General features: G+C 35.0%; 23 protein-coding genes. 2 read left to right on the top strand and 21 right to left on the bottom strand.

Features of this window, described 5'->3' with window-relative positions:
- Window position 1: 1 nt before the first annotated feature.
- The 4 genes from F5ESL0260_RS00350 to F5ESL0260_RS00335 form a co-directional block, all read right to left on the bottom strand.
- Window positions 2-706: an ATP-binding cassette domain-containing protein gene (locus tag F5ESL0260_RS00350; RefSeq protein WP_122025444.1), complete on the bottom strand. Its 705-nt coding sequence runs from the start codon at window positions 704-706 to the stop codon at window positions 2-4.
- Between the two features lie 15 nt (window positions 707-721).
- Window positions 722-1,480 carry a hypothetical protein gene (locus F5ESL0260_RS00345; RefSeq protein ID WP_122025443.1) on the bottom strand — a complete coding sequence of 253 codons (759 nt, stop codon included), beginning with the start codon at window positions 1,478-1,480 and terminating at the stop codon, window positions 722-724.
- A gap of 386 nt (window positions 1,481-1,866) precedes the next feature.
- Window positions 1,867-2,145 carry a DUF2087 domain-containing protein gene (locus F5ESL0260_RS00340; protein ID WP_158593795.1) on the bottom strand — a complete coding sequence of 93 codons (279 nt, stop codon included), beginning with the start codon at window positions 2,143-2,145 and terminating at the stop codon, window positions 1,867-1,869.
- Entirely contained in the window at window positions 2,135-3,733 is a 1,599-nt protein-coding gene (locus tag F5ESL0260_RS00335) for an ABC transporter ATP-binding protein (protein WP_122025441.1), read from the bottom strand. The genes F5ESL0260_RS00340 and F5ESL0260_RS00335 overlap by 11 nt, the downstream gene beginning before the upstream one ends.
- Before the next feature lie 140 nt (window positions 3,734-3,873).
- Between F5ESL0260_RS00335 and F5ESL0260_RS00330 the strand changes: the two genes are divergently transcribed.
- A complete protein-coding gene (locus F5ESL0260_RS00330) occupies window positions 3,874-4,719 on the top strand; it encodes a helix-turn-helix transcriptional regulator (RefSeq protein ID WP_122025440.1) in 846 nt (281 codons plus the stop codon).
- Here F5ESL0260_RS00330 and F5ESL0260_RS00325 read toward each other — a convergent pair.
- The 9 genes from F5ESL0260_RS00325 to F5ESL0260_RS00285 form a co-directional block, all read right to left on the bottom strand.
- On the bottom strand, window positions 4,716-5,585 hold the full coding sequence (locus F5ESL0260_RS00325; protein WP_046324044.1) for an ATP-binding cassette domain-containing protein: 870 nt from the start codon (window positions 5,583-5,585) through the stop codon (window positions 4,716-4,718). The two genes, F5ESL0260_RS00330 and F5ESL0260_RS00325, sit on opposite strands and share 4 nt — an antisense overlap.
- Before the next feature lies 1 nt (window position 5,586).
- Complete coding sequence (locus F5ESL0260_RS00320) at window positions 5,587-6,849, bottom strand: tellurium resistance protein TerC (RefSeq protein ID WP_046324042.1); 1,263 nt, start codon at window positions 6,847-6,849, stop codon at window positions 5,587-5,589.
- On the bottom strand, window positions 6,846-7,964 hold the full coding sequence (locus F5ESL0260_RS00315; RefSeq protein WP_122025439.1) for an ABC transporter permease subunit: 1,119 nt from the start codon (window positions 7,962-7,964) through the stop codon (window positions 6,846-6,848). Before F5ESL0260_RS00315 ends, F5ESL0260_RS00320 begins: the two co-directional genes overlap by 4 nt.
- 228 nt (window positions 7,965-8,192) lie before the next feature.
- Window positions 8,193-9,740, bottom strand: coding sequence for a DUF4874 domain-containing protein (locus F5ESL0260_RS00310; protein ID WP_122025438.1), 1,548 nt, complete (start codon window positions 9,738-9,740; stop codon window positions 8,193-8,195).
- Window positions 9,673-11,100 carry a DUF4874 domain-containing protein gene (locus tag F5ESL0260_RS00305; RefSeq protein ID WP_158593794.1) on the bottom strand — a complete coding sequence of 476 codons (1,428 nt, stop codon included), beginning with the start codon at window positions 11,098-11,100 and terminating at the stop codon, window positions 9,673-9,675. Before F5ESL0260_RS00305 ends, F5ESL0260_RS00310 begins: the two co-directional genes overlap by 68 nt.
- Window positions 11,101-11,115: 15 nt before the next feature.
- Window positions 11,116-12,126: a substrate-binding domain-containing protein gene (locus F5ESL0260_RS00300; protein ID WP_122025436.1), complete on the bottom strand. Its 1,011-nt coding sequence runs from the start codon at window positions 12,124-12,126 to the stop codon at window positions 11,116-11,118.
- A 282-nt stretch (window positions 12,127-12,408) separates the two neighbouring features.
- Window positions 12,409-13,242 (bottom strand): PTS system mannose/fructose/sorbose family transporter subunit IID, encoded by an 834-nt coding sequence (locus tag F5ESL0260_RS00295; RefSeq protein WP_110445352.1) that lies wholly within the window; start codon window positions 13,240-13,242, stop codon window positions 12,409-12,411.
- Window positions 13,232-14,065 carry a PTS sugar transporter subunit IIC gene (locus F5ESL0260_RS00290; protein ID WP_122025435.1) on the bottom strand — a complete coding sequence of 278 codons (834 nt, stop codon included), beginning with the start codon at window positions 14,063-14,065 and terminating at the stop codon, window positions 13,232-13,234. The genes F5ESL0260_RS00295 and F5ESL0260_RS00290 overlap by 11 nt, the downstream gene beginning before the upstream one ends.
- 1 nt (window position 14,066) lies before the next feature.
- On the bottom strand, window positions 14,067-14,558 hold the full coding sequence (locus tag F5ESL0260_RS00285; protein WP_046324037.1) for a PTS sugar transporter subunit IIB: 492 nt from the start codon (window positions 14,556-14,558) through the stop codon (window positions 14,067-14,069).
- A gap of 166 nt (window positions 14,559-14,724) precedes the next feature.
- Here F5ESL0260_RS00285 and F5ESL0260_RS00280 point away from each other — a divergent pair, with 166 nt between their 5' ends.
- Window positions 14,725-15,117: a hypothetical protein gene (locus F5ESL0260_RS00280; RefSeq protein ID WP_122025434.1), complete on the top strand. Its 393-nt coding sequence runs from the start codon at window positions 14,725-14,727 to the stop codon at window positions 15,115-15,117.
- Window positions 15,118-15,268: 151 nt separating this feature from the next.
- Here F5ESL0260_RS00280 and F5ESL0260_RS00275 read toward each other — a convergent pair whose 3' ends face one another.
- From F5ESL0260_RS00275 to F5ESL0260_RS00240, 8 genes are all read right to left on the bottom strand, one after another.
- On the bottom strand, window positions 15,269-16,756 hold the full coding sequence (locus tag F5ESL0260_RS00275; protein WP_122025433.1) for a glycoside hydrolase family 1 protein: 1,488 nt from the start codon (window positions 16,754-16,756) through the stop codon (window positions 15,269-15,271).
- 64 nt (window positions 16,757-16,820) lie between these two features.
- A complete protein-coding gene (locus tag F5ESL0260_RS00270) occupies window positions 16,821-17,531 on the bottom strand; it encodes an SDR family NAD(P)-dependent oxidoreductase (RefSeq protein WP_122025432.1) in 711 nt (236 codons plus the stop codon).
- Between the two features lie 179 nt (window positions 17,532-17,710).
- Complete coding sequence (locus F5ESL0260_RS00265) at window positions 17,711-19,291, bottom strand: ABC transporter ATP-binding protein (protein ID WP_122025431.1); 1,581 nt, start codon at window positions 19,289-19,291, stop codon at window positions 17,711-17,713.
- A 187-nt stretch (window positions 19,292-19,478) separates the two neighbouring features.
- Window positions 19,479-19,937, bottom strand: a complete 459-nt coding sequence (locus F5ESL0260_RS00260) for a hypothetical protein (protein WP_045927275.1) — start codon at window positions 19,935-19,937, stop codon at window positions 19,479-19,481.
- Entirely contained in the window at window positions 19,924-20,139 is a 216-nt protein-coding gene (locus tag F5ESL0260_RS00255) for a helix-turn-helix transcriptional regulator (protein WP_122025430.1), read from the bottom strand. Before F5ESL0260_RS00255 ends, F5ESL0260_RS00260 begins: the two co-directional genes overlap by 14 nt.
- 125 nt (window positions 20,140-20,264) lie before the next feature.
- Complete coding sequence (locus tag F5ESL0260_RS00250) at window positions 20,265-21,221, bottom strand: NAD(P)-dependent oxidoreductase (RefSeq protein ID WP_122025429.1); 957 nt, start codon at window positions 21,219-21,221, stop codon at window positions 20,265-20,267.
- Window positions 21,222-21,237: 16 nt separating this feature from the next.
- Window positions 21,238-22,206 carry an amidohydrolase family protein gene (locus F5ESL0260_RS00245; protein ID WP_122025428.1) on the bottom strand — a complete coding sequence of 323 codons (969 nt, stop codon included), beginning with the start codon at window positions 22,204-22,206 and terminating at the stop codon, window positions 21,238-21,240.
- Window positions 22,207-22,605: 399 nt separating this feature from the next.
- Complete coding sequence (locus F5ESL0260_RS00240) at window positions 22,606-22,821, bottom strand: hypothetical protein (protein WP_046324024.1); 216 nt, start codon at window positions 22,819-22,821, stop codon at window positions 22,606-22,608.
- Between the last annotated feature and the right edge of the window lie 119 nt (window positions 22,822-22,940).

The raw sequence follows: 22,940 nt of genomic DNA, 5'->3' as shown, positions 1-22,940 counted from the left end.
GTTACTCTTGATTTAACAAGATATTGCCTGATCGCATTTTCTTAAATGCAATATCAATATCATCTGTATCTGCAATGTGTAACATTTCACTGTAGGTACCTTGAAAAACACATTTTTTGTTCCCAACGAATACAATATGCGCCTGCATGGAATCTAATTTATCCAGCTGGTGCAAAGTCATAATAACTTTTTTCTTTTTCTCAACAACTAAAGATACAATTAAGTCTAGAATTAAATTTTCAATATAACTGTCAATTCCACTAAGAGGTTCATCGAATAAATATAATTCCCGCTCCATTATGCTAGTACAATAAACCATAACAGATTGGTATTCCCCACCAGATAAAGACCTTAGTTTAGTATTTACCAGGCCTTTTATAATCTCATTATAAAAACGAGTTTGCGCATTAGTAATTGTAACAGTATGATCATTCATTGATTTAAAAAAATTTATTACTTGTTTTACCGTTAGTTCATCAAAGAAAGACATATTTTGAAATTTATAAATAATATTAGGCATGGAAGGAAAAGCTATCATAGCTGTAGCAGGACGATCAATAAAGCCGTAAATTAGATTAAGTAAAGTCGTTTTACCAGCACCATTACCGCCAATTATTACATTTAACTGATCGGCAATAAATTTTGCGTTAAAATCGGCAAAGATTTCTTTATTTTTATAAGAAAAGTTCAAATGCTTAATTTCCATATTGTCTCCTTACAACTATTTTTCAAAAACTGTAGAAATATTTTGTTTCGCAATAAAAATCATCCCAAATACGACATAAATTAGAATAACGATCAACAAATTAACAAGAGTAGCCCAATTTACTCTAGAAAACATCATTTGCATTATTACTTCATACCCCTTCATTAGGTATTTAACAGGTGTACATAGCAATAACAAATTTAATATTTTGTTTTTTGCTTCAACAGCTGACACCATGAATGAGGCCAAAATAATCAATGTAATAACAATATTGTAAGTTTGCAACTTTAATTTTGTTGTTAACAAAAAATACAAGCCCATAGTTAAAGGCAAAACTAACACAGTCGCAGCTATGATAGTGGTTAACAGTAAATAACCCAGATAGGCAAAAGACTTAAACATTAGTGCGGTAATTAAGTTAAATAGAAATAATTCTATTATTAAAAACGTCCATTGCGATAAAAATTGACTAATCAATACTAGATATTTTGAATTGGTTACCATGTAAATAACTTTATAATAGCCATAGTCACGATACTCAACCATTGCCAGAATCACTGAGTTTAGAACAGTTGTTAAAGCAATATAGGCAAAATAGTATGCACTGCCGCTAATTAATTTACTCTTACTGACAGTATAGTTATTAATCAAGACCGGAGCGTTAGATATAGCAAAATATATAACTGGAAAGACAATGTTAAACATTAAAGCAATTTTGTTGCTAAAAGCATTAATAAGGAAAATCTTGTAGAGCGCATAAAACTTTTTTTTCATATAGAAATCTCCGTGAATATTACCTAACATTTTTGAAATAGTCTAAACTTATCGCCTAAAAGATGTAATCCAAATTCAGCTAGTTTCAATTTCAAATAGATTTTCAGCTTAGCAGCAACAGTCAGTTTACTAATAGTCTTCAATGTATAATAATTATTAAAATTATATGTTATTTTTATATGCCAGTCAATTAAATTTCATAATTTTATTACTTGAAGTTATAAACATACTCCTTTTAGTCTTCCTAGATTATTTTATATTGCAGTTGCTATTACACAAATTAAGTTTTACTACAAAGTCTACTAAATTAACCTATAGCTTTTCGCCCAAACAAAAAGGACAAGCGGTTAATGCGCCACTTGTTCTTAATTATATTAAATTAAATCCTAATCCTTTACCCCAATTTCTTCATTCAGCCAGTAAACTCTGCCGTCATCCGTTCTCTTTAAAAGATGATTTTCAATTAGATCTCGTCTTCTAGTAACATAGTCTGACACAAAGTGCATTAAAATCAGGTTCACTTCCTGCTCAGAATATTTTTTAGCTGGTTCAAATTTAGTTGCCAAATATTGTAAAATCAACAGCCGGTTTTTAGCCTTACCAGGCCATACTTTAACAACTCCATCATCATCAATATAGCGCATTAATACTTCTTTATTCTTCATTTTCTCCATTTAAATTAATTATTCGATCAAACAATGATTTTTCAGTAGCAGAAATTTTATGAGCCACTTCAATTACTGCCAAATTAGGCTTTTTTAATAACGTTTTATGAATTGCAAGTGACAGCTCTGGATCAAGGGCACTAGTAGCCTCATCTGCCAGCAATACGGGCCGTTCAGAGAGAAAAGCACGTGCAATTTCAATTCTTTGGATTTGTCCGCCGGATAAATTTGTCCCCTTTTCACCAACTTGATAGTCCCAGCCTTTTTCATCTATGAGCTCTGTTAGTCCCGCCGCTTCGGCTGCCTTAGCTAAACTTGCTGCAGAAACTTTTCGTCCCAGTAAAATATTAAACTTAATTGTATCATCAAAGATAAACGGCTTTTGGTTAACGTAACTGAAATTATCGTGGGCTTTGGTCCAGTTGCCAGTGACATCTTCACCATCAATATAAACATGACCTTCACTAGGTTTAATTTTACCCAACATTAAGTTTAACAGTGTAGTTTTACCCCAGCCACTAGGTGCCATGAGTAAAATTTTTTCGTTAGGTGCTACCGTCAAGTTAAGATGAGCAAAAATCTTTCTTCCACCTTGACTATAAGTGGCATCTTCAACTTTCAAGCCAGTAAATTGACCAGTTTTCGCACTTTTAATACTGTCAGCTGAAAAAGACAGAGCCTGCTCTACTTTATTCCACATTGGTTTAGTAGACTTAATAGCATTTAATTGTTCAAAAATATTAACTATCGGGTTAATAAATTCATTAGATAGTTGCACTATCATAATTAAAGTACCAACACCAATTTGACCTTGCAACATTAAGATAGCACCTACTAAAAATGGTAGTATAAAGCTGAAAATATCTGCGAAAGCCACAATGACTTCTCCCGCTGCAGCTTGTGTGAAGTTTAAGTTCTTCAATGCCTCTTCCATTCTTTTGGCACTGTTAACGACTTTACTAATAGTCGAACTTTGAGCATCATACAATCCAACAGTTTGCGCTCCGTTTAGCCCGTCATTCACACTCTGGGTATACGAAACATTATTTGTCTCCCAGACTTTTGCTTTGGCTTGAATAGTTTTGGTAAATGCCCTTTGCACTAGTCCGGGAATTAAAGTGGTTACCATAAAAATTAACGTTAAAATCCAAGAATTGATTAAACCAACCACAACTGACAGTAGAAAAGAAGCTAATTCTGCAATGATCATTAGTTCATTTGTAGTCTTAGACGTCTCAATCTGTTTCAGATCGTTGGTCATCAGGCTTAAGCCGTCCTTTTGTGAATCACTGCGTTGTTCAATCAGATAACCCATCGTTTTCTCTTTAAGATAAACATTGACATCCTGAATAATAGAACACTTGATATAGCGGTATACAAAGTTGGACAACATAATAATTAAGATTGTTGCAGCACCAATGCCAGCAATTTTAATTAAATTACTACTGTCGCCTTGACGATATTGCGCTGCATTTAACATGATCTTGGTGACATAAGCAATCACAACATTGCCAAACGCACTGACTATTGCTAAAAGTGTGTATGCACCTAATTTCCATTTAGGCGCAAATTTTAATGAAGATTGCATTTTTCTACTCCTTTTTCATTATTAAAACAGTTAAGATATTTTTTGATTAGCTATATTAAAGCATGACTAATTTTTGAATATCTTTCTTTTCTCATATATGAGAAAAAAGTGCCATAATATAGCAAAAAGGACAAAACAACATGCAATCAGGAATTGAATTTAAACAATTAAGAAGAAAACAGCATATTACGCTTAAAGAAGCAGCTAAAGGTATTTGTTCCATTCAGATGCTATCCCGGTGGGAAAATGATCAAGGCCATATGGACTTTAACCGGGTATTAAAACTATGCGAAAGAATCAGTTTATCAGCAACTGAATATATTGCGCTTGCCAAACTAGACCCGCAGGATCATATTGCACTTATTTTAGAAGAATCTTGGAGCAACCACGATAAAGACTATTTGGAAAAACTGGCTCAATCGGCATTAAATAAATACAAGTTAAGCCAAGATCCTTTTGACCTGGACTATGCAGCAATTGCCTGCAGTTTGTATTATAAAACTTCACAGCACAATATTTTTCCTATAGCCCAGCAAAATGAATTAAACCAGCAATTAAGTAAAATAACTGTTTGGGGTCATGAATTTCTCTCACTGTTTGCCAATGTTATCCCTATTATTAGTCCCAGAATCATTTACCAAATTTCTGTTCAGGTTATCAATCATATTTCTTTTATTAGAAAAGCAGGAGAAGGTACATTTCATTTTGGTATAGCAGCACTATTTGAAGGTGTAATCGGCTTAATTACAAATAATCAGTTTAAATTTGCAGATAAACTGCTCACACAAATAAATCAGATTGACTTACCAGATAACGAAATGTTGCTAATTGTTGGACGCAAATTTTTAAATGCAATTCTCACCTTTCACAATACTGCCAATGATGATCTAGCTGTTTCTATCATTCATTTTTTAACCAGTATGAACATGCAAACTACGGCTACTTACTTTTTACAAATATTAAATCGGGTTAAAGCTCTAAACTAATTATAAAATTTGTTAAATAAGTCTTCGATATCAATTCTTTCAACCGAGTACTGAATATCGACTTGCACTAGGTTTGCTAGCAGCTGAGTCAACTTATCTGGAGTAATTTCTGCCAAAGGAACCAGTAGCAGATTATTGGGCAGAGTCTCATAATGATAATCAGATAGCAGCTGAGTAGCTTCAGGACTAGACTGCATTTTTAAATAACGCTTTTTTTGCTTTTTATTGTCTAAATCTTCAATGATATGTCCCTTACCCATAAATAAGACTCTATCAGCATACTGCTGCAAGTTGGACAAAAGGTGTGAGGCCATAATGATCAGCTTCTTTTCTTCTTTTAATTTAAGAAGTATTTGTGAAATTAAAGCCACATTCTGAGGGTCGAGTCCATTCATTACCTCATCTAAAAGCATTACTGGAGAATCAGCTGCTACTACCATGGCAAAGCAAAGTCTCTGTTTCATTCCCAAAGAATATGTCTGCACTTTCCGATCAACATAACTTTTCATTTGCAAGTCAGCGATAATTTGATCAACAGGTTTAGCAGAATTGTGCCAAAGATCAGCATATAAATTAAGATGATCCCGCCCCGTCATGAAAGGAAATAAATCGCTTTGCTCGGGAAAAGAGCAGATTTGCTGGTGCAATTTTATCGTATCTTTTTGACTTTGATAACGTGTACCTTCATACTCAACAAACCCTTTTTGCGGTGTTAAATTATGCAAAATAACATTAATCAGAGTTGACTTACCTGTTCCATTAGGAGCAACCAAGCCAACTATTTCACCTTGTTTAAATTTGAGGTTAATGTCATCTAAAACAACATTTTTCCCAAAAGCCAATCTGACATCTTTTAGTTCTAACATTTTAATCACCCCGCCTAACTAAAGGAATACTTTTAATTTGGGTAAACAGAAACAGTAATATTTCAATGGCAAGCATAGCTATAAGTAGTGGCCCTAGTCCTGAGTTAAAGCCCCAACCAGGAGTATCCATTAAATAAGCTAAATTGCCTGTAGTGCTGTCACCAATTGAAAAATAAGTCATGGGCAGCTTCTCCAACACCGGATGAACAAAGCCCATTCCGAATGAGAAGTACAGTACTTTGGCACTGATGGCAAACAGACTACTGAGCATCCCTGCCACATATTCATTACGTAGAGTCAAAGACAGCAAAATTGTGAGCCTGATAAAAATAAAGGAAACAATGATTGCAAAAATAATGAATTGCAAATAATACATACCCAGCGTTTCCGTTTTAAAGATAAGTTTGAAGTCAATCCGCCCTAAATAGGCGACTGTATTCAATTTTAATGACCCCATACCATATTTAGGTGCGATACAGAGAAGAGCTATTACACTAGCTACAATAAAATCTAGTAGCACTCCTACTTCGACAACCCCTGTTTTAAGCCAGAGAATGGTTCGTTTACTTAAGGGAATATTTTCCAGTACCGTATAATATTTCCGGTCATTAGTCACAATATCAGCTGTAAAGAAGCAAACTATTACTACTAATATTAGAACTGTCCAGCCAGAAAGCGAATTTTGCATTACCTGCAAAGCCGTGCGCTCTTCTAGAATATTTTTATTCAGCGGCGTTTGCCTGTTCTTTTTACCAGCTAAAAGTGCATTGTATAAATGACGCGTGCGTTGATAACCAAAATGCCCATCCTGCTGGTAATTATTACTTTTATTATAAGCAGCTGGATACAAGAAATTTTGGTTTCCTTCTATATGAATCAGATTATCAATATATTGATAACGTTTGCTAGCATACTTAGTATATGTTTGCAAATCATTTTTCTTTAAAGCCCTTAAAAGCTGTTTATCGTATGCTAAAACTTTGGGATATGTACCAACTGCATCTATCGCACCCTTACTGGGAAAATAAAAATAACCCGGTTTATTGGAATAAGCTATCTCTTGCCGTGCTACTTTGAGAAAAGCTGTGTCGTCAATATATTCTTTTTGAATTGGTTTAGCATCGACTTGCTCAATTACTTCATGATTGGGCACACTGACCAAACCAAAATAAAGAGACATAATAATGGTAGCAATAAATAGACCAATATTTTTAGGATTGAGCAAAAATGCCTTTAATTGGAAAAGAAAATAGCGCCATCTCATCGTGCAGCCCCCTTTTTATTAACCAAATACCTAAACCAAACTACACAGACAAGTGACCAAATTAGCAATATTACTGCTGCGGTGGCAAAATTTAGTCCTGCAAATCCAGTTTTACTTGCCACAGTGCCGTTAAGCACATCATTAACGTTTAAGTATACAGACGGTAGCCAAGTAATGGCTTTAAGCAACTTGCTCGGTAAATAAGATAAAACATAAAGAGCAATACCAATAAAGGTACTTAAATAAACGTTTTTGGTTAGTTGGTTAAGAAGCAGAGTCAGACTGGTCACAAAGACCACTAAGACCGCTGTATAGAACAAAAAAATTAAGCAATCCAGCCATATAGGAATTGCCCTAATTTTATTAAAATAAAAAACATTAGGATAATTCAAACTGCGAAAGCCGTTAAGAAGGCCGGCAAACAGATATGCGCCAATTAAACCAATAATTAATGGTATTAAAGTTAAAACCAGATTAATCATTGTTTTACCTTTTACTTCATCTTCTACGCGATATGGAATATTACGTAAAACCGTTTCATGATCTAATTTAACCATCCACACATCATTAGCAATAAGCAAGATATAAAAAAAGATCAGGACAGCTATGAAGTTCACAATATAAATTAAATAAGTTACGGATACTTTTGAGCTCATTGCAGGTGGTATATGATGCCGGTAAAGATATTTATATGTAACCAGTCTCTGATGCAGTTGGTATTTAGGGGGGACATTTAAGGTGCTGGCACCTAAATAATTATTTTGATAACCATCAAGCATAGTTTGAAATAAGTTAAGTGAACTCTCTAAATATGTTTGTGGCGACTCTAAAACTTCACCATTTTGCAGGCTGGCAATACAACCTTCCTGGGCGTTTAAATTGTCATAAGTTTGTTTATATTTTTGTTTACGTAATAAGTTACCATTAAAATAGCTGATATTAATTTCCAGTGAGTCATAGTATGACTGCCACTGACGGTAATTGTCGCCCAGATTCTGATTTCCAACCAATAAAACGAAGAAAACCATGAACACAATTAAGGCTCCCATTAGCAGAATGTTTTTCTTGGATTTGCGTGCGATATTGAAATTGGCTTTAAAATATGTGCTCTTCATGAATAATAACACCTGACTTTATGAAACTCACTAGAAACCGGCAAAAGTAATTAATAATGATTTTATCATATTTTAATCAAATTTATTATATCTTCTAAAGGATAGTGGCTAAATTAAAACAAAAACTAATCTCGTCTTTAATTTAAATCAAGTAAAAAAAGCCGCTGAACTAACGTTTTAAGACGTAATCCAGCAGCTTTTTAATGTTTAATTATAGTAATACGATATTTAATTAAGTGTCAGCAAATAATTATAGCCATCTGCAAAATTAATATTATTGGCCAAGCGGTTTCCCTTATTACTGTAACCAGTAAACTTAAAGGCTAAATATTTTGCTTGGCTGACTAAGGCTTTATCTACCTGCCATTTGATTGGTAAAGTTTGCAAAGACTGTAGGTGAGCAATATCAGTTACATCTTTAGTAGCCACTACGTTTTTAGCTGCATCCAGTAATACTAGTTCTGCTTTATTAATTAGGACAGGAGCAGCCAGGCCATAATTAGTTAGATTAACTTGATAGTCGATATTCTGTTCATTTACTTGATAGCTGATATCTTTAACTGCTAAGCGGTAGCCCAGATAATCCCTGATATATTCATACCAAGAACGACTTGCTTCATTATCATTAGTATCTTTAAACCATGATTTCTGATACGGTAATTTATATTGGTCTAAAAGTGCAGGTGTTACTAGTTGCCGTTTCCAAGCACTCAAAGAATAGTCTTTGCCGTCTTCTTTATAATTATGAGCTATACTCAATGAAGTAAAATGATGAACTGCTAGACGTTGAGCAATCAGTGGTGCAGAAATTAACTGACCGTTATTGTCTGATGCATTGGCAGAACCCCAAATCATTTCACCGTCAACCGGTACAGTCTGAGATTGTTCTGCCATCGCCTTCCATTCAGCAGAATTAGAATCAGCACCTGCAGTATTCCAAACATGAGGACGACCAATCAGGTAATCATCATGGAATCCAACTCTTTGCCAGTCAGAACTCTGCGGATCAATATTTCGTGACTTGATATTGTAATATCTGACTTGAATAAATAAATCTTTAGGGGTATTAGCTAACAAGGCCTGGAGAATTTCTTTTTCATTCATACGGCTACGGGCACCGCTGTCCCATTCTCCCCAAGCTCCAATAAATCCTGCTTGTAAATTCGCTATTTGATCGCGATGCTGGGCAATCCAGGGTGCTAGCTGTTTAATATGTGCAACTACCTGCTCAGTCGTAGGTTCCTGAGACTTTGGATGAGCATCGTCCCAAATATAAGCAAAGCGCAATACAGCCTGCAAATGGTATTGCTTTAACTTTTGGAAATATTGATCCATATTATTAAAGGCAGTTTGATCTAATGGCTTATTTTTATAATCTGTTAGATAAAAGTATACTTGTGCAAGTCGCGGATTATCAGCAGAAAATGTAGCTACCGCATTTTGCATTTGCGCTATCCCGGTTTTATCCGCATTAGCCCATAAGCCCTTGCCGGTCTTAACATTTAAATTTAACTCTAAACGAAAGCCGCGATCGGTATTGTTAGTAATTTCTTGATTTTGTTGTTCGGTTAGGGGCTTTTCGTCATATCCAGTAACGGTTGCTGCCTTTACTGAGGATAAACTTTGCTGGCTTGGTAAAAGAAATAGCCCTAAAAATACAGCTATTAAAGTTAGTTTCTTAAATGCTTTTTTCATGATAATTCCTCGGTCATAATTTAAACCAATTGATGCCATCTGCCCATTGACACTCATTAGCCAGACGTGCCGTACTACCATTAGTAGCAAGCAGTTTGACTCCGACTTTGTCAGGCTGATCAGATTTAGTCAATGGAATAACCGTAGTTATTTCATTATTAGTTTGTAAAGTGCTTTTTTCTACTAAAGCTTTACCAATAACATCCTGCTGCTTATTCACAGCCAGCAATTCTATTTTTGCCAAAGCTAAAGGTGCAGCGAAACCTGTATTTTTCAGTGTCAGGTAAACTGCGGCATTTAAAGCAGAATTATAGCTAATTTGTGTAGTCTCTAGACGATAGCCTAAATAATCACGTAGATATTCAAAATAATTACGTTTAATTGGCTGCTTTTTCTGATCCCAAAACCATGAAGATTGATATGGCCAATGCTTTTCATCTAATAAATCTGGTGTAACAGGAACATGCTTCCAATATTCAAATGAACCTGTTTGAGGGAACTTAAGCCCTTCTGGCTTGCCAGTTCTCTTTAATTCATTTTCTAGCGTTACGTTAAAATATGAATTAGTTTCTATTTCATGATAATTATGCGCAATACTCAAAGTAGTGAAATGATTCTCAACCATTCTTTGCGTCATTAATTCTGGATCGACATATTTTGTTTCTAAATACATGGGATTAGCAAATAACCAAATGCTTTCCCCATCAACAACTGTATTTTTTGATTCTCTTAGTAGTTGCTGGTATTCATTAGATTCATGATTTTTACCAGCCGTATTCCATTCGTGGTCAATACCAATTAGAAAATCATCATGAAAGCCAATTCGCTGTTCATTCCATTTTTCAGTAACATTTATATTACGGTTTTTAATATTTAAGTAGCGTACTTGAACCGTCAAATCTTGGGGAGAATTTAACAGCAAACTATGAAGAATAGTTGATTCATCAGTAGTATCACGAGCATGTTGCGACCACTCACCCCAAGGGCCAATGATTCCTGCTTGTAAAGCGTGAATCTGCCTGCGGTGTTCCTGCAGCCACCCTGATAACTGCTCCAAATGCTGCTGTACCCTGTGCACACTAGGAGCTTGTCTATAAGGCCTCTTATCTTCAGAAATATATGCAAAACGCAGCAGTGCCTTTAAGTTTAACTTAGCCAGTTCGTCAAAAAAGGCATTCATGTGGTTAAAAGCCTGTGCATCCAGCGGTTTATGTTGATAACCTGTTAAGTAAAAATAAACCTGCACTATTCGCGGCTGATCATCGGTATACAGTGATGCTTCTCTTTTCAAAGCAGCGATAGCATCTTGATCAGCATATTCATAAATGCTCTTACCTGTTTTTACATCTAAATATACTTCAAAGCGAAAGCCACGATCAGGATTTATTAATAAAGTCTTAGTCTGATCTCCACTTAACTGCTTGGGATAATAATTTGACATCATTGGCCTCCAATATTAATTGCCAGTACTTTCTCGCAAAATTAGTTTAACTTCTAATAACGTTGTAGCGGCGCGCGTCTTTTTTTCTATTATGTCTTCTCTAATTAAGTGGACAGCAGTTATACCCAGGTCTTTTTCCGGAACAGAAACTGATGACAATCTGGGAATATAATATTGCGCCATTTGAATATTATCGAACCCAATAATATGGTAATCGGCAGGAGCATGAAAACCTTTTGTATGTAATTCCTGCATTATTCCAATTGCCAATTGATCATTTCCAGCTAAAATTCCTTTGGGTAAAGTAGGTAATTGTGCAATTTCTTTACCCGCCTGGACGCCATCTTCAATGCTCCAACCCGGAGTAAGAATTGAACACTCATCTTGATCATGCAGTTTCATCCACTCTCGGTAGCAATTTAAACGAACTTCACCTTTTGCTTGCGTTTTTTCTCCTTGCAAATTAGTCATATAACGGGGACCACCAACATATACAATATTGGTTTGAGCAAATTTTTCTAGTTGTGTTAAAGCTTCTTTTACTCCGGCAGTTAAATTAGCATTAACCAGCTTGACGGAATTATTTTTATATCTCGCTTCAATAATGACGATATTAGAGTTTAATTTTTTTAGTTCGCTAATGGCTGATTCGGACAAGCTGCCGATAACAATCACGCCATCCCAATAATACACGCCATCCCAAAATGAACTATCCAAAGAGTTATTTAAATAATAGATAGAACTCAATGTCATTTTTTCTCTTTTGAGTTCTTCAATGATTCCCTGTTTTATTTGTTGGTAATACGTATATTCTGCTACTTGATCTAAGTCCATAGTTGTTAATACGCCAACAACTGGACATTTTTTGCTTTTACTTTTGATATGATAATTTAATTTTTTTGTAGCCGCTAAAACTTTGATCCGTGTTTGATCAGTAACATTCAAAGAAGTGTCTTCATTTAATATTCGTGAGACTGTACTTGCTGAAACACCTGCTAACTTAGCTACCTGTCTGATATTAGCCATCTTATCTTCTCGTCTTTCATATTTGGGTGTTATAACAGGTGCTATTAATATAAATTTCTTAAAAATATAAACTTTTAGAACCTGATATTCTACACATAATTGTTGCTATTACGGCATTTTTGCAATTATGATAACAAATATTTTTTGCAGTTCAAAGAAAAGACGGTTGTATTATTATTGAAAAATACATCCGTTTTTTCTTACTTTACCTGCTTAAATTTAGTAATATGCTTTTTCTCAGCAGATAATCTGATTACTTATTAATTTCTATATTTCATGCTATTAGGCAACAACTTTCAAGTTGAACAAAACAATAGCCAAGATTAGAACAAACCAAGTTGCTCTAGTTGAGTTCATATGTTTGCGATCCAGTAGCCAATAAATAAAGGCAACTAGTAAAACTGGCATAAGCGATGGCATAATCTGATTAAAGATATCCTGCAATTTCATCGAAACTTTCCCAGCTCTAAAGATGAACGGAATCTTTAACGTAATAACAGTTGGAATTAAAGCTCCTACAACCGTTACCCCCAGCAAAGTTGCTGAGTCAGTCAGTGCATTAAGCTTAGAACTCATTGAAGTAACTAAGTTGACACCTTGCTTGTAGGCAAATGGCATCCAAGTATAAGCCCAAATGTAGAGAACGCCTAGTGCAACCATCCATAAAATAGCGCCAAACGGATTACCTTTAAGGGCCATGTATGATGCAATCGCACCAAAGATAGTTGATTGAACGGTACCTAATAAAGTATCACCTACGGCAGCAAATGGTCCCATAAGACCAGTTTTAATACCTCTTACACCGTCAACTGACTTAATACCCTCTTTTTCTTCAAGAGCAATATCGACACCTTGGATAATAGAACCCATATGCGGACTAGTGTTAAAGTATTCAGACTGCACCCGCATCATTTTCTTCATATCTTCAGGCTTGTCACCATACAACTTACGTAAGATTGGCATTTGTGAACCAACATAACCTGGAGCCATCATAGTTTCGTAGTTCCAGCTTAATGCAGAGGTAAAAATCCAGCGTAAGTTAGCGCTACGAATATCTTTTTTAGTTAACTTATGACTTTGCTCCGTCGTAGTCTTTTCTGTAGTATTATTCTTCATCACCGGTAATTACTCCTTTATCATCAATACCCATTTCAGCAGCTTTTTGTGTATCTAAGCCATTACTGTCGCCACCAGATTGGTTCTTATTATGAATGATAGAATTATAATGATTAATGGCAAAGCCGACTCCGATCAGCGCTACACCAAGCATTGGCACATTTAAGTAAGCAGCAGCTACAAAGCCAAAAATCATGTACGCACCAAATTTCTTAATAGGCAGATAATGCATTAAGATGGCAATACCAACAGCTGGTAACATAGTTCCGGCAGATTTTAATCCACCCATTAACCATTGTGGCATGTAATTCAGCACATTTTTGACAAATGCTTCACCAAAAATTAGCACCAATAATACGGGCACTGACCGTGAAAGCCCCCACGGAATAGCCCCATAAAGACTATTTCGTACAACAGCTTTATCATCGTTACGATCGATTGCCTTATCAATTCTGTGTGCAAAGTAGGTATTAGCAAAACGAGCCAAAATATCAAGTTGCACCATCAATAGGCCAACAGGAATAGCAACACCAATACCGTAGTTAATTCCTTTTCCTGAAATATGTGCAATTGCAGTACCTATGATTGCTCCAGTGGCATAATCAGGAATCGAAGCACCACCAAAAGTACCGACTCCCAATATCATTAACTGTAATGTTGCTCCTACGGCCAAACCTAATTTCATATCACCGACAATCAGTCCTGCAATTAATCCAGCGTTAACTGGGTTACCAAAACCAATACCAACTGTGACAATTTCATTGATTTGGAAGAAAGCAAACAAAGACAGCAAAATTATTTGAACTACACTCAATGAATTCATATTATTTCTCCATCCGTTTATTTAATTCAGACATAAAGTCTTCTCTAGAATCGTTCGGGACCATCTGGTGGTAAAGCTTTACTCCCCGAGCATCAAGTTCCTTAAAAGCCTTTATTTCTTCGTCATTTACTCCCACGCTCTTGAACAGTTGCAGTCTGCCTTCACCACTTGGCAAGTTACCAACGTTAACTTCTTTAATTGGTACTCCTGCATCAACCATCTGAACCAGAGCTTCCGGTTCACGTGTAATAATAAATATTTTTTGGTCGGCGTAACGGCCTTGAACAATATTGTTACTTGCACGATCCGGTGGCAAAATACTTAAAGCTGCCTGGGTAGGACGAGCTAATTTCAAAGCTGTTTTTTCCAAGTCATCTTTAGATACTTTATCGCCAACAACCATTAGTCGTTCTGCTCCCAATTGCCCAGTCCACACACGAGCTACTTGACCATGAATTAGACGGCTATCAACTCTGACATTTACTAACTGCACAATTCATTACCTCCTTCTTGTTATCGCTTACATCAACTTACACTAAAATTATAGTTTATATATTTTGTTTTGTAAACATAATTTTTTTTAGTAAACAACATTGACATTGATTTGTTTTATTAATAAGCTAATCTTAAACAACTATTATTAAAGAAAGCGTGCCGGTATGATTACAGTTCAACGATCAAAAAATAATATTTCAATGGGTAAACCTACAACTGTAATAGTCAATGGTTTAAGGGTAGGCAGTATCGCTGCAGGTTATGCTTTAAAACTAAACTTAAAAAAAGGAGACACACTGCAACTCACCCAAGGCGGATTAAATCGCTCGCCCAAAATGATTATTAATAAGACTGACGCTCATTATAAAGTTATTCCTAATCCCAAGTCCTCTGTCTTAATAGCCGTCATGGTCGCAGCTTTATTATTAATCCCGCCTATGATTAAAAGCTATGTTCCCTTTTCACAAAATGTTTCAGCAATTATTATTTTTTTAATCTTTTTACTTATTGAATTAGTTTTCAATTTCCGCTGTGGTTTACTTATCGAAGAAATTTAATAAAAGTGCAGCAAATGTTGCAGTTTTAACTTTTATATGCAAAAAAGCTGATAATTGTCGCTTTACCCGACATTTATCAGCTTTCTTACATTAGTATTGGTAAACAAAACAATTAAGAGCTAACACAAAACTCATTTTCCTGAATTAAATTTTATTTAAGTGATTGGCCATTCGTTTCTATTACATTTTTATACCAATATGCAGATTTTTTAAGCATCCGTTTATATGTTCCTTTTCCATCATTATGCTTATCTACATAAATTAAGCCATATCTCTTATCCATTTCACCAGTACCTGCAGAAACTAGGTCTATACAGCCCCACATTGTATATCCCATTAAATCAACACCATCTTTTTCAACTGCGTCAAGCATCGATTTTAAGTTCATTTTTAAATATTTAATTCTATAATCATCTTCAATTTTTCCATTTTCATTTATTTTATCAATAGCACCTAAACCATTTTCAACAATCCATAATGGTTTATGGTACCTATCATATAATGTATTTAAAGCTATTCTGAGCGAGTTGGGATCTAAAGCCCAGCCCCAGTCATTTGTTTCAAGATATGGATTTTTCACACCAGCTTGTAAATTAGCTGAAAAGTCTGTCTCTCCATTATGAGTAGTAACTGTATTTGAAGTGTAACAAGAAAAGCTTAAGAAATCGGCTCTAAAATGATTAATTAACTCGTAATCTTTAGGAGTATCATTTAATTTAATATGCTCTCTCTTATATTCTTGAAGCTTATAATCAGAGTAAAAGCCTCCAGTTTGGACGTCAGCATAGAACAATGTATCTTGCATCATTTTCATTGCTGCTAACTGGTCGTTAGGATCTGAAGTTAATGCATATACTGGACTATATGCTACCATTTCTCCGACCTTCAATTCTGGATCAATTTCATGAGCCATTTTGACAGTCATAGCACTAGCAACAAATTGATTATGTGCAGCTTGAGCTCTTTTCTCTTTTGAACCATCAATTAATCCACCTGCTAAGAATGGATTTACATCCATACAATTAATTTCGTTGAATGTTAGCCAATATTTGACTCTATCATGATATCTATTAATTACTAACTCAGCATATCTCATAAACAGTTCAATTAGCTTTCTACTTTCCCAACCATTATATTTAATTGCTAAGTGTAATGGTGTTTCATAATGAGAAAGAGTTACCAAAGGCTCTATATTATATTTTTTTAGTTCATTAAATACTTTATCATAAAATTCAAGTCCTTTTTGATTCGGCTTTTTTTCCTCTCCGGTAGGAAATATTCTTGACCAATTGATACTCATGCGGAAAGTTTTAAAACCTATTTCAGCAAAAAGCTTTATATCTTCCTGGTAGTGATGATAAAAGTCTGATGCTTCATGACTTGGATAGTAATATTTTTGATCAATAACAGCTGGTACTGTTCCCTCAGGTACAACTCTTTGTCCTGAACCAAATAAGAAGTCTTTAGCGCCTGTTGCACCTGTTTTCAAATTTTTCCAAGTTACCTTTCTAGGCTTTCCATAAGAGCCATTAGTCATTACATCCGCAGTACTTAAACCTTTACCATCTTCTAAATATGCTCCTTCATATTGGTTGGCAGCCGTTGCACCACCCCATAAAAAGTTTTGATTAAATCCCATAATAGTCTCCTTAATTATTAAGAATTAAATAAAGTATCATTTTTATAGTAACACTTTTTGAAAGCTAAATTTTTAGCTTAGTTATTTGATACATCTTTGCTAAAAACTTATTTTGTAAGTCAATATTATCAACTCTAGCGTCATAATTAGTTTCTTTTAAATGATAAAAGTACTTGCCTGAAACCGCATTATTATCTAATGTTGCCAAATATACTTGCGTTGAATAACCCTGAATTAAGCTGTCCGTTGCTTGTGATCCTCCCATTCTTGTTGGTACCCAACCCGGATCTACAGTAGTCACAATAGTATTTTTATAAAGCCTTGCTATGCTTTTAGCTAGCAAAAGTACCTGCAGCTTAGAAGAAGAGTAGTCCGTATCCTTCTCTATTTGATCAATTTCCAAGCTCGCACCTAAATGCATGTTAGATGAAGTAAATATTATTTTCTTAGGAATTCTGATTAATGAGGACATTATATAAGGTGCTAAAACATTCACTTTAAAAATAAGCTCATTATTCGAACTATATACACCTGCATTATGAATAATAGTATCCAGTTGACCCAATTTATTTATTTCTTTTGAAAGTCTAATAACTTCTGACCTTTTTCCTAAATCACCTATTAAAACATTTTTTGCCTGTGGTAATTTATTTTTTACATAAATTGCTTTTTCTTTATTTCGAGCATGTAAATAAACTTCATTACCATTTTCAATCAATTTTTTAGCTGCTAAAAAACCTAACCCAGTAGTAGAACCTGTTACAAAAATTTTCATATTGTAAACTCTTTTTATATAAAAAAGGAAGTATCACCTCTAAAAGACTATATAACTAGGTCTTTTACAAGGTTATACTTCCGAAGAATAATGATCTTTTATTTACACAGATTATAAGATAATTTATCTATTTCTGCAATTTAAATTACAAAAATATATTTCTTTAGTAGTTTTATAGTTTAATGATTGCCAATATAATTATTGAAATCAATTACGGCATCATACCGCTTCAATTCTGCCGGTTCATAGTGGTGAATAACCTCAATGAAAGTAAAGTCTGAATCAAACAAGTAATCATGAATTGCTTGAGAAGTTGCCTTATCTAATGAGGCATTGACTTCGTCCAGTAATAAAATTGGTCGTTTGGCTAAGATAGCCCTTGCCAGTTCAATTCGGGCTAATTGCCCACCTGATAATTGATCAGCATTATCACCTAATTGATAGTTAAAACCTTTTTCTTTAACCAGCTGTCCCAGTTCTAAATGTTCACACACGTCTGTAACTTTTTCTCGCGGGATGTCCGCACCTAACGTAAGGTTAAACCATAATGAGTCGGCAAAGATGACCGCACTTTGGCTTGAATATGCAAACAGGTTGGTAAAAGAGCCCGGTTGTACTGCTTTTTGATTAAGCAACTCTTCTTGTGCTTGGCCGTAATCACCATACATTAAATATTGAAGCATGGTGGATTTACCAGAGCCGGACGGTCCAATGACCGCAACTTTTTGTCCTTTGGCAACTGCAAAATTAATTTGACTAGCTAATTCTTTACCCTGACGCTTTAAAGTCAGATTTTTCACTTCTAATTGCTTAAAGTCGTCAGTAGCAACACCGTTTTGCGGCTTTTGTTCCCCTTTAGCAATAAACTGCTTGATCTTGTTAACAATACCCTTCGTGGTCGATAAATTGTTTCGTTCATTTAAAATTTGCAGGATAGGGTTAACAAATGAGTTAGAAAGCTGGGTAATGGCAAATAAAGCTCCCAAAGTTATTTGACCATTGACTACCAATAATGTCCCAAAAGCAAATGGTAGTAAAAAGGCACTGGCAATCGCAATAACATTAAGATAGGTATTAGTATTATTATTCAGCACATTCATTTTGGCCAGTTTTTCTTCCAAGCGATCAACGACACGCTTATTCTGCTTAACAGCATTGTCTTGCTTGCCGTATAAGTTAAAAGTTCCGGTACCAGCTAAAATATTTTTGGTTTGGCTGACATACTTGTCGTTAGCCTTAGTCCAATCACCTGAAGCCTTTTGAATTGGTTTTTGGAAAAAGTTGGAGACGATTGTAGGGATTGCTGAGCCCACGAAATAAATTAAGGTAACAAACCAGTTTAAATATAAAGCATAACCCAGCGCCAAAATAACGGTATAGGCATAGATCAGAATTTCAATTTCAGCTTCATAACGATTAGTTTCTAATAACTTAAAGTCGTTAGTTAAAAAACCTAAATCAGAGCTGTCTTCTTCTTTATTTAGCAGCATTCCTTTCAGCACTTTAGATCTCAACTTAGTGTTAATCTGCTTAACTGCATCGGTTTTTAAGTAATTAAATAGTAAGCCTGAAATTAAGATTATAGTTAACGCTACTATGATCTGCGTTACTAAAGAAGGTAAAGCTGAAAATTGTCTTTTGGTTGCCATATTGATCAAATTGCTAAGCATATAAGCAGCAAAGATATTTAAAGTACTGTATATCAAACCGAAAACATTAAGCCAAAAGAATTTTAAATGTGAATAGTTATGGTAAATCATTATTTTTCTCCCTCAGTTTTGTTAATAATTTTTTCATTCTTCAAAGATGATAAATTAATTAAACTTGAGAAGAACCGTGATTACAATACTATTTAACTAAGAGGTCACTATCAGGAATGTAAGTGGGACAAATTTTATACTAAAATGCAAAGTTGCTTGGATATTATTTAGCAATATTTATGTCTCATCAGTTTCTAAGTTCATTAGTAATACCTATAATCATTTCAATTAACAATAATAAGTTCCATAAGACGCTTAAAGTAGCGGCAATAGTTGTCAATATTATGACCGGTGTCGTAAAGCCTTGAGCTTCATACATGAACGCTGCGCTAGTTATAAAGACCAGGCTCAGAATATAAATTAACCAGTTAGCTATTTTATACATTTGGTGATCAGTTTTTACTGCAATAAACTCATCACGCTCGTCTTCAACATCTTTATCTGTGCCCACAGTTTTGGCTTTATAATAAAGATAAAAAGCAAAACTAATAGCAAAAACTGCATAAATAATATTTTTCGGTATATCGGTTTGCCTGCGGTGCTGCAGAACCTCTAAACTGATCAGCACTAACTCAAGAAGTGCTAAAAATGTAAAAAAGCATGCTGCGAAATAATATTTGATCTTTCTTTTCTTATTCTTCTTCATTTTCTATATATTCCTGTAAACAAAATAAGGTTTCAATATCGGTCCTAAAAACTTGCGCTAGTTTATACGCCAAGATGAGTGAGGGCTTGTATTTACCATTTTCTACTGAGATAATCGTTCGTTCAGTGACACCCACTTTAGCGGCAAGTTCACGTTGCGTTAAGTGCAGCTTTTTTCTATTTTCCTTAACTAAATTTTTGATAATCTCACCTTCTTAGCAATATGAAGTTGGCTTCATGTAGTTAACTTCATATTTTATTACAGTAAAAGAAAAAAGCCAAGCAAAAACTTGGTTTTTATTCATGATTATTTTTACTAATTAAAAAATTACTTATTAACTTGGTTTAATGGCTTGTGATCCCTTAAATATGAAATGAGATTTTGTGAAGCCTCAGTAGTAATATTTGTGCGGGCAGTGAGCGTCCCTGAACCCGCGTGAGGTGACAAAATTACATTGTCTAATTTGCAGAGTGCTTGTGGCACTTTGGGTTCAGTTTCATAAACATCTAAACCTGCTCCAGCAATGTCCCCATTTTGCAATGCGGCAATTAAATCATTTTGTTTAATTAGCTTACCTCGGGCGACATTGATAATATAAGCTGTCTTTTTCATTTGCTTAAATACTTGAGCGTTGAAAACCCCTGTTGTAGCAGGAGTTGCAGGAGCATGCAGAGTAATTACATCAGCTGTTTTAACTAAAGTAGCAAAATCCACGTAATGAACATTCTTCTTTGCTTCTTCTTGAGAACTTAAACGATGTCTATTATGGTAAATAACTTTCATACCAAAAACTTGGGCATACTTTGCTACCGCAGAACCAATGCGGCCCATACCATAAATACCGAGCGTTTTTCCCTTGAGCCCTGTTCCCATATTTTCCGGCTGAGAAACATTAACCCATTTTCCTTCACGAATGGTTTTATCATAAAAATGCAGGCGTCTTACGGTTGCTAAAAGTAAGGCAAATGTCATTTCAGCAGTGGGAATGAGAACACTTTTAGGACAATTGGCCACAACAATACCTTTTTGCTTTGCATAATCAATATCAATATGATCAAAGCCAACGCCATTAGCAGTAATAATTTTTAAATTAGTGCCGGCATCTATTAATTCACGATCGCCTTTCATTCCAGTAAGTATCAACCCATCGTATTCAGCTAAATGCGCTAAAACCCACGCTCTACCAACTGTTTCTGGTTTACAAGTTACTATGAAATTCTTTTTTAACTTCGTTAGACCTGCATCTGGAACAATTCCAGTTACCAAAACTTTTGTCTCTTTCATTTCCTAGGGCCTCTTATCATTTTTTTAAAACAGGATCTGCGCTATCACGCATTGCCTGCACATTTTGTGGCTTAAAATAAATGCGGTTAGCATTATTATACATGACATCTTCTAATTCTGCCTCAGTGAAAATATTAGTAGCTGCCAGCCAAGTTGCTAAATTATGGTACGAATTAAAAGTTGATGACAACGGGGAATCTGTGCCCCAAAAAATCCTTTTAGCCCCCAGAATCTTTTTGGCTAGTGCAACGTCTTTTTGGCAACGAGGAAACGGAAAATCAGTTTCATTTTCAATATCTTGAATCGCTGAAATTTCCGTAGTGATATTAGGATACGGTTGCCATTGTTCTAAAGCATTTTCCAAGCGATTCAAATGGTCGGCATTGGGAAAAGACAGATGGCAAACAACAAAATCCAGTTTGGGATATCGTTTTGCCAAGTTAACAATTGCTTCTGGTTCATAGCTGATTTGCCTATAATTACCATAATCAACAGCGATCACAAATCCAGGATAATCCGCAAAAAAGTGAAAAAGTTTGCCTAATTCAGGTGTAGTATCCAAACGAAATGGTTGATGGTAGCCTTGTAAGCCACCGCCCTGACTAATTTCAAATTTAATTGCTCTGAAACCCAAGTCTTCCACATGACGCCTAACAATTTTCATTGCATCATCTGCAAATGGGTCTACTGAAAATGCCGCAATAAATTTCTCAGGGTACTTTTTAACCGCTTGATAAGAATAGTAATTTTGAAAGCCATACAAACTGCCTTGCAGTAAAACTGCTTTTTCTACTTCATTTTCCTGCATTACTTTTAAAGCGGATTCCGCTGTAAAGTCATGATCACCCCAGCCATTAGGGATTAGCTTGAGAAAAGTACCATTATCCCATATTGCCTTGCCATTTCCCAAAGGTGTCATTCGCCCTTGACCGGATAAGCCTGCAATTGAGCGCACCAGGTGAAAATGCCCGTCAATTTTTTTCATTTGTAATTATCTCCTTACAGTTATTCTTTAACGCAATAAATTTAAATAATGTAATTATCTAAATGCCAAAGACGCAACATAATATTAATATAAGAAACCATTATACTTCATCTATATTAAGCGAGCAAAAATACCTGACACTATTTAATACATATCAGGTATCTGTCTTATCTATTGTCTGTCATTTTGATTATTGCAGCGTCAACTTCTTAAGGGTTGTTTCCATTTAATATAATGAAATATTCCAAAGAAATAACTTGTGAACATTTATTCTGAGAAAAATACTCTTTTGTGCGCTAAGTTTCTATGAGCTGGTTCAAAAATAAAACCAGCAGCTTTCCTTTTCTGGCCGCATATTTATTTAGGGCAATTTTAATGGCACAACATTCCCTTTTTATCTTACTTATCCCTTGTCAGTTTTAAAATTACACTGACCGCTGTTGCCGCAATAGCAGCTACAATTAACCAGCCAAGAGCGTTTTGCGGTCGGTTATATGCAATAACCGGAGCCATACTCCACAACTGATTGTTAGAGATAGCAACTGCAACAATGCCAATCACAACAAGCCACAAAACAATTGCTAATATAGTAGTTAGTCTTTGAATATTTTTCATTATTATTTTCTCCTGCCTAAAAAATTATTTTTACTATTTTTCTAGCATCACGTGCTGGACTTATATCTGTTTTAGCACAAAGCAGGAGCTGATTTTCTTAAAAAATACTTAATTTATAG

This window comes from Lactobacillus sp. ESL0260 (assembly GCF_003692935.1).
Lineage (GTDB): Bacteria > Bacillota > Bacilli > Lactobacillales > Lactobacillaceae > Lactobacillus > Lactobacillus melliventris.
Note: the sequence above shows the minus strand (reverse complement) of the source record. Positions and strands in the feature narration are given on the sequence as shown.

Bases quoted from the DNA above. Each gene is read 5' to 3' on its own strand.
- F5ESL0260_RS00280 (WP_122025434.1), top strand. From the start codon at position 14,725: ATGATTACAGTTCAACGATCAAAAAATAATATTTCAATGGGTAAACCT.
- F5ESL0260_RS00270 (WP_122025432.1), bottom strand. From the start codon at position 17,531: ATGAAAATTTTTGTAACAGGTTCTACTACTGGGTTAGGTTTTTTAGCA.
- F5ESL0260_RS00305 (WP_158593794.1), bottom strand. From the start codon at position 11,100: ATGTCAAATTATTATCCCAAGCAGTTAAGTGGAGATCAGACTAAGACT.
- F5ESL0260_RS00250 (WP_122025429.1), bottom strand. From the start codon at position 21,221: ATGAAAGAGACAAAAGTTTTGGTAACTGGAATTGTTCCAGATGCAGGT.
- F5ESL0260_RS00310 (WP_122025438.1), bottom strand. From the start codon at position 9,740: ATGGTAGTACGGCACGTCTGGCTAATGAGTGTCAATGGGCAGATGGCA.
- F5ESL0260_RS00265 (WP_122025431.1), bottom strand. From the start codon at position 19,291: ATGATTTACCATAACTATTCACATTTAAAATTCTTTTGGCTTAATGTT.
- F5ESL0260_RS00330 (WP_122025440.1), top strand. From the start codon at position 3,874: ATGCAATCAGGAATTGAATTTAAACAATTAAGAAGAAAACAGCATATT.
- F5ESL0260_RS00345 (WP_122025443.1), bottom strand. From the start codon at position 1,480: ATGAAAAAAAAGTTTTATGCGCTCTACAAGATTTTCCTTATTAATGCT.
- F5ESL0260_RS00245 (WP_122025428.1), bottom strand. From the start codon at position 22,206: ATGAAAAAAATTGACGGGCATTTTCACCTGGTGCGCTCAATTGCAGGC.
- F5ESL0260_RS00315 (WP_122025439.1), bottom strand. From the start codon at position 7,964: ATGAAGAGCACATATTTTAAAGCCAATTTCAATATCGCACGCAAATCC.
- F5ESL0260_RS00325 (WP_046324044.1), bottom strand. From the start codon at position 5,585: ATGTTAGAACTAAAAGATGTCAGATTGGCTTTTGGGAAAAATGTTGTT.
- F5ESL0260_RS00350 (WP_122025444.1), bottom strand. From the start codon at position 706: ATGGAAATTAAGCATTTGAACTTTTCTTATAAAAATAAAGAAATCTTT.
- F5ESL0260_RS00275 (WP_122025433.1), bottom strand. From the start codon at position 16,756: ATGGGATTTAATCAAAACTTTTTATGGGGTGGTGCAACGGCTGCCAAC.
- F5ESL0260_RS00295 (WP_110445352.1), bottom strand. From the start codon at position 13,242: ATGAAGAATAATACTACAGAAAAGACTACGACGGAGCAAAGTCATAAG.
- F5ESL0260_RS00300 (WP_122025436.1), bottom strand. From the start codon at position 12,126: ATGGCTAATATCAGACAGGTAGCTAAGTTAGCAGGTGTTTCAGCAAGT.
- F5ESL0260_RS00290 (WP_122025435.1), bottom strand. From the start codon at position 14,065: ATGAATTCATTGAGTGTAGTTCAAATAATTTTGCTGTCTTTGTTTGCT.
- F5ESL0260_RS00320 (WP_046324042.1), bottom strand. From the start codon at position 6,849: ATGAGATGGCGCTATTTTCTTTTCCAATTAAAGGCATTTTTGCTCAAT.
- F5ESL0260_RS00340 (WP_158593795.1), bottom strand. From the start codon at position 2,145: ATGAAGAATAAAGAAGTATTAATGCGCTATATTGATGATGATGGAGTT.
- F5ESL0260_RS00335 (WP_122025441.1), bottom strand. From the start codon at position 3,733: ATGCAATCTTCATTAAAATTTGCGCCTAAATGGAAATTAGGTGCATAC.
- F5ESL0260_RS00260 (WP_045927275.1), bottom strand. From the start codon at position 19,937: ATGAAGAAGAATAAGAAAAGAAAGATCAAATATTATTTCGCAGCATGC.
- F5ESL0260_RS00240 (WP_046324024.1), bottom strand. From the start codon at position 22,821: ATGAAAAATATTCAAAGACTAACTACTATATTAGCAATTGTTTTGTGG.